Source organism: Deinococcus pimensis DSM 21231 (genome assembly GCF_000519345.1).
GTDB lineage: Bacteria > Deinococcota > Deinococci > Deinococcales > Deinococcaceae > Deinococcus_A > Deinococcus_A pimensis.
Genome location: NZ_KI912676.1, coordinates 46478 through 52544 on the forward strand (window position 1 = coordinate 46478; position 6067 = coordinate 52544).

5 protein-coding genes are annotated in these 6067 nt (G+C 68.3%); 1 reads left to right on the forward strand and 4 read right to left on the reverse strand.

What is annotated here, in order from left to right; translation table 11 throughout:
- Positions 1-2: 2 nt before the first annotated feature.
- The 3 genes from DEIPI_RS0125635 to DEIPI_RS0125650 form a co-directional block, all read right to left on the reverse strand.
- Entirely contained in the window at positions 3-608 is a 606-nt protein-coding gene (locus DEIPI_RS0125635; protein WP_027483665.1) for a MerR family transcriptional regulator, read from the reverse strand.
- 171 nt (positions 609-779) lie between these two features.
- Positions 780-2048: a hypothetical protein gene (locus tag DEIPI_RS0125640; protein ID WP_027483666.1), complete on the reverse strand. Its 1269-nt coding sequence runs from the start codon at positions 2046-2048 to the stop codon at positions 780-782.
- Between the two features lie 624 nt (positions 2049-2672).
- Positions 2673-4124 carry a hypothetical protein gene (locus DEIPI_RS0125650; protein WP_027483668.1) on the reverse strand — a complete coding sequence of 484 codons (1452 nt, stop codon included), beginning with the start codon at positions 4122-4124 and terminating at the stop codon, positions 2673-2675.
- A gap of 919 nt (positions 4125-5043) precedes the next feature.
- Here DEIPI_RS0125650 and DEIPI_RS0125655 point away from each other — a divergent pair.
- Positions 5044-5766: a hypothetical protein gene (locus DEIPI_RS0125655; RefSeq protein WP_157464100.1), complete on the forward strand. Its 723-nt coding sequence runs from the start codon at positions 5044-5046 to the stop codon at positions 5764-5766.
- A 20-nt stretch (positions 5767-5786) separates the two neighbouring features.
- Here the strand turns inward: DEIPI_RS0125655 and DEIPI_RS34665 are convergent.
- Positions 5787-6067, reverse strand: a 281-nt coding sequence (locus tag DEIPI_RS34665; protein WP_045235206.1) for a hypothetical protein, incomplete at its 5' end; no start/stop codon positions are given.

Here is a 6067-nt window from a genome sequence, read left to right on the forward strand (position 1 = left end):
GTTCAGCGCTCCGTGTCTTCCTGCGTGCTGAGGGTCGCGCGTCGGGACTCCACCATGAAGGTCCGCTCGCCGGGTCTGAGCGCCGCCCAGACCTGTCGGCGCTGCTCGCGCAGGGTCGTGAACGCCTCGCTGCTCATCTCCTGCGTGGCGCGTGACCGGGTCGTTTTGAGGCGCGTCAGCTCTTCGGGTGTCCATGGCTGGCTCATGGCGGTGGTGTCCTCGATGAGGCGCAGCAACTCGGTGACGGGCGGTTCGCTTGTTCGCTGGAGGGCGTCGAGGATGCCGAGGAGTCGGTCGCGCAGGACGAGCGCCTGTCTGGCGCGTTCGGTGACGACCTTCAGTTGACGGTGCAGGCGGGCGGTCAGGTCACCGTCCGTGTCTTCGAGCAGAACCTCGCGGATGTCTTCCAGGGTGAGCCCGCAACTTCGGAGCGTGATGATGCGTTGCAGTCGGAGCACGTCGTCGTGGGTGTAGCAGCGGTGGCCTCCGGAGGTGCGTGTGGTCGGGGTGAGCAGTCCGCATCGGTCGTAGTGGTGGAGCGTGCGTACGGTGAGGCCTGTCTGTCTGGCCAGTTCGCCGATTCGCCAGGTGTGGTGGTGTTCGCTCATCGCTGCCTCCTTGCCTGACAGGATCACTGTAGGACCTGACGTGACGTCAGGTTCAAGTGTCGGCTGCAGGTGGGGTTCAGGAGGTGACGTTGGGTCCGTGTCGGTTCACGTGGGTGGTCGTGGCTGTCCCGGTCCGGCCGTGGGGTGGTGCGGCGCGAGAAGTCCTGCCTTTCAGGTGGCTCTGGCGTGGTAGACGGCGTCCCACCAGCCGGCGTGGCGGAGTTCGTGGATGAGGAGCGCGCCGGGGTGGTGGACGTCGAGTTCGGTGGTGGCGATGAGGACGCGTTGCAGGGCGTGCTGGAGTTGCCGGAAGGCGGGGACGCCCTGGAATTCGGCGGTGGTGGCGCGCCAGAGGACGCGGTAGTAGTGCCTGGTGGAGTGCTGGTCGCGGAGGAGGCGCGCGAGGTGCGTGGCGGCTTTCTGGACGGCTTCGCGGCGGTGCTGGGGGTGAGCGCTGAGGACGGCCTGGAGGGTCCAGACGACGTCGGTGGGGGTGGTGGGCGTGTCGGGGGTGCGGGGGGCGTCGGGTGAAGTGAGGGAACCTTCTTTAACGAGGGGGTTGGATTGGGTTTCTGGTAACGCCCAGTATAACAAGCAGTTTATAGAAGATCTTCCTGTCTCACAGGAAACTGGTTCCCTCACTTCCTTCGGGCCGTCCTCGCGGCTCGTGGGTTGGTGTTCCTTGCGGACGGTCCAGGCGGTGCGGCCGATCTTGCGGTCGCGGGTGAGGTCACGGGGCGCTTCGTGGGGAAGTTCGTGCGGGTACAGGCGGGCGCGGCGCCCGCGCTGAGGCTGGAGCGTCACGGCGAGCCACACGCCGCCGCACGCGTCACGCTCGTAGAGCTCACCGGTTTTGGCGTCGAGGAATTGTTGTGGGGTGTGCCAGCGGTGCGTGGCGATGAGGCCGGCTTCGCGGAGGTCGGAGACGGCGCGTTCGCAGGTGGCGGCGGACAGGCCGGTCGCGACGGGCAGCACGTCGAGGACGGTGAAGTACGTGTAGGTGGTGACGTGGTCGCTGTGCCCCCGGAGCTGCACGAGAGTGTACGCGGCTTCCGCGAGGGCGCGCAGGACGGCGCGGGCGCGCGCGTGAGCTCTGGGACGAACGGACTGTTCGAGGATCGGCTCGGCGAGCGTGACGGTCCGCTCCGCGAGTGCATGCGGTTCGGGTCGGGCGGAGCGAGGCGGTGCGGCGCGTCTTCTCGCGCGCAGCGCCGCGTGCGAGGCCCGCAGACGGGACGCGTCCGTGGCCGTGGGCGCCTCGGATGGCGTGACCCTGGGCGGGAGGGGCTGGTGGGTGCGTCGTGGGCGGTGAGGTTCGCGTGATGCGTCGCGGAGGGTCTCGCGTAGCGCGGCGTCGTTCGCGCGGCGCTGGATGAGCCGCTGTTGCGCGGCGAGCAAGACGAGGTGTTCGGCGTCCGCGGCTTGAGTCGGGCTGGTCAAGGGGCGCTCCTTTCGGGACGTGGACGGGTGGGCGGCGGTCCGCGTGGACCGCGCCGGTGGGTGTTGAGGTGACCTTCACGCGAATGGGCGTGATTGAGGTGCGTGAGCGGGCCTGTTATGCTGGGTGCACGTCTTGGTGGACTGTTCCCGGCATACGTTCGCTCACGTGCTTCGCGTGCCTCGTGCCCCCCTTCGGGGGGCTGTTTCGTTGTGCGTCTCGAAGCTCTACATCTTGGTGGACCTCCTCATGAACCTGCGCTTCAAGGAGGGTAACACGTCCGTTTTTGCCGTCCGGACGTCAGGCGAGGTGGTCGCGGCGTGGTTCGGGCCCTTTTTCGCGTGTCGAAGGCCGACTCAGAGAAAACGTGTTCTGGACGGTGTTCTCCTGATGCTCGCCTTCCGTTTGCGCGCGACACCTGGGGGGTGAAATGCACGAAGTGCGCGCACCAACTGGGGGGTGAATTGCACGAGTTGCGCGCGACACCTGGGGGGTGAAATGCACGAAATGCGCGTACCAACTGGGGTGCGTGCGAATCTCCCGCGCACGTTCCCGCGCCCGACACGGCCTCGCGCGCACGGAAATGCTCGGTTTGCGCGCGACACCTGGGGGTGAAATGCACGCGTTCAGGTGTCCTGACCCGACTCCAGCATCCGCGAGAACGTCGACAGGAGCGCCACGGGCGGTTTGATCGTCACGTCCGCCGCGAGCCACACGTCCAGCAGCCAGCGCTTCCCGTCCGCCTGACCGATCGCGCTCTCGCTCTCGGGCGTGTACGCCCAGCCGTCGTGCACGCCGAGCTTCCCGAGCGTGTCCAGCACCTCCTCGAAGCGCCGCACGGCCTCCTGCGGGCGGCGACGCTCGCGCAGCTTCTCCACCTCGTCCAGCACCGACGCGCGCCGCAGGAGATCCTCCACGCGCAGCGTGAGACGCTGCGTCTGCCGCCCACCGACGAAGAGGAACGCGAGTTCCATCGCGAACTGCTTGACCCAGACGTTCACGACGGTGTTCGCGGGCAGTTCGATGATGCTGCGGAAGATCGGGGCGTAGTTCCGCTGGTACTCGCGTGCCCAGTCGCCCAGCACGAACGTGAAGACGTTCGTGAGGCGCCGCCCGCCCACCACGCGCTCGGCGGGCGTGCGTTCGTCCACGACGTCCGTGCGCATCAGCGCGAACAGCCGCACGCCCGGCGGGCGCAGCGGGCGTCCGTCGCGACTGACGAGCGAGCGGCCCACCTGGAGTTGCTGACTGCCGTCGGGAAGCCGCACGAGGTAGAGGCTTTCGAGGTCGCTGATGGCGTCGTGCGTCTTGACGAGGTCCTCGGCGCGCATGCCGCCCTTGGGGTGCGGGCGGTAGCCGAGCGCGCGCGCGATCTCGTTGAGGCTGACGGTCACGTCGATGAAGCGGGCCTGCGTGCCGCCCGCGCCGAGTTCCTTCTCGAGGGCCTTGGCGAGGAAGAAGCGGGAGATGTCGCCCATGCGCGGGTCGAGTTTGCGGACGCGTTCGACGTTCGCTTCGTCGCTGAGGCCCTCGCCGCGGTACTCCACGCCGAGGGTGGGGTGCTCCTCGTCCTGGTAGAGGTTGTGCGTCCAGTTCTTGCCGCGCATGGCGCGCTCGATGACGGTGCTCGCCTCGTTGGACAGCCCGACGTACAGGCCGTGCTCCTCGTCGGGGGTGCGGACGAGGACGCCCTCGACGATGCCGAGCCGCACGGCCGCTTCGAGGTTCGTCTTGGGAGTGCGGACGGGCAGGCGGACGAAGGTGCCGAGCGGTCGGACGTACACGACGCGGTGCTTCGTGAGCGTGGCGGGGTGCTCGCCCGGGGGGACGCCGTCGAGGAGCCGGCGGACGCTGACGTCGGACAGCGGCTCGCCCTTGTCCTGCGCGAGCTGCACGAGCTGCCACGCGCGGTAGTGGGTTTTGACGGCGTCGTCGAGGGGGAGGCCGCCGATGGCGAGGGGCGTGTAGTCGCCGGTGTCGAGGGCGCGCGCGACGTCCGCGCGGCCTTGCTGGGTGCGCAGCCAGGACGCGACGTACACGGTCATGTCGTGCGTGTTGGGGAGTTTCGCGCGTGGCATGCGTCGGTGGTCAGGATACCATCCGGGCGGTCTGGGCCAGGGCCTGGGTGCGTCGCGCCAGGTGTCGTGCTCGCGCAGGGCGCGGGCGATCAGTGCGGTCATGGCGGGTGTGCTGGGTGGGGCGTGTCTGGGCATGCGTCGTGGTGACCCTATGTCCGGACGGGGTGATTCACGCGGACTCGAAGCGGACTGGAACGCGACGATTTCTTTACAAACCTCTGTACAGCTATGTATAGACAACTGGACTTTCACTAGAAGTACCCGTATCACTGAAGTCATGCCGCTCGACCGCACGCCCCTCACGTGGACCCAGCTCGAAGGAGCGTACGAGCCCCTCGAGCGCGAGCCGCTCGACTCCCGCACCCTCGCAACGTGGCTGCGCGCGTGGAGAGACCTCGAGAAACGCCTCTACGAGGAAGGCGCCCTTCACCGACACCCGCGACGAGGCCGCACGAGGCGCGTACGAACGCTACACCTGCCGCTTCCGGGGGTGTTCGTGGCGGAGGAGCTGCTGCGTTCGCTGGGCGCGCGGGTGCCGCCGCGACCCTCCCTTCCCTCTCCCCTGCTGGTGCTTGTGCTTGGGCGAGGAGGGAGGGCCTGGATGCGAGGGGAATGGGTGGATGAATCACTCTCCTCCATTTATAAAAATTCGCGATTGTCTAGACAGCGAGGACCACCATTCCCGACAACACATCCGGTAGAAGTTCGAAATCAGAACCCTTCGGCAAGCACGTCAACAAACCGGTCCGACCGACCCCACATCCACGTCTTTGCAGCCCGCTCCTCACGTCGAGCCGGGGTCAACCCCAACTCCACGAGAAGGCAAGGACGCGTACTACCCCACGGGTGCGCCGCGTCACCTCACGCACGAACTTCGCATCACGCGGAAATCATCGAACTCGATCTACAGTCACTTCAAATGACGACAGAGCGCGGCACACCTTCAGGTTCGACCGTCTCGCCGCAGCAGGTCGCCCTCACGGACACGCCTCCGGGTGCAACGACCCGCGTGCGGTTCCGGAGCGGTCTGCTCCTCGGACTCTCCGGAGCGGCGCTCGGGCTCGTCACGACGCCGTTCCTGGCCGTGGCCGGTTTCCTCGCGGGTGGTTGGAGCGGGATCGGCGGTCCACCGTTGCTCGTCGCGCTCCACGCGGCGTGCACGTCGGCGTTCGGATGGTCCGAACCGATCGACGTCCAGCAGGCGTACGGCCGTCCGCTGCTGTTCGTCCTCGTGGCGCTGCTGCTCGGCCTCGGGACGTGGTGGCGTCACGTTCCCTCCGGTGGTCGTGCTGCCCGGGTCGCTCGGTGGTGCGTCGCGCTGGGCTTCACGCTGGGCGCGCTGGGCAACGTGACGGACTACTGGCTCGGCTTCCGCTTCAGTGCGGCGCTCTGGAGCGTGGGATTCGGGGTGCTCACCGTGCCGGGCCTCATGATGATGACCGTGGGCTCGTCCATGCTCGGGGTGTCGATGCTGCGTGCTCGCGTGACCGCCGGAGCGGTCGCGTTGAGCCTGACGTTTCCCGCGGCGGCGCTCGACGGCGCGGTCGGTCTGCACTATCTGCCCGCCGCGCCGCTGTTCGCGCTGTGTCTGGCGTGGCTCGTCGTGTTCGCCACGGCCCTCAAGGACCGCGCTTCGTCGTAAGCGCGGGTCCGATCATTCGTTCACACGGCGGGAGGGCCGGGACGCAGCGGGCCGGGAAGGTCGAGCAGCGCGGCCCTCAGGAAGGCCTCGCGATGCTCGGGCTTCACGTGCCTCGTGGCGATCTCGTCGGCCCAGCCCGCCGCGCGCGCCGCCTCGTCGGGCGCGCGCTCGTCTCCGTGGGCGTGCAGGGCGGCGGTGAGGACGCTCAGCACGTTCGAGCGGCGCCAGCCGAGCGGTTCGTGCGTGTCGTTCGCGTGGAGCAGGGCGCGGGCGTGCGTGGCGAGCGCGGTGATCAGCAGCC

Coding starts and splice junctions, on each gene's coding strand:
- DEIPI_RS0125635 (WP_027483665.1), bottom strand. CDS start 608: ATGAGCGAACACCACCACACCTGGCGAATCGGCGAACTGGCCAGACAG.
- DEIPI_RS0125655 (WP_157464100.1), top strand. CDS start 5,044: ATGACGACAGAGCGCGGCACACCTTCAGGTTCGACCGTCTCGCCGCAG.
- DEIPI_RS0125650 (WP_027483668.1), bottom strand. CDS start 4,124: ATGCCACGCGCGAAACTCCCCAACACGCACGACATGACCGTGTACGTC.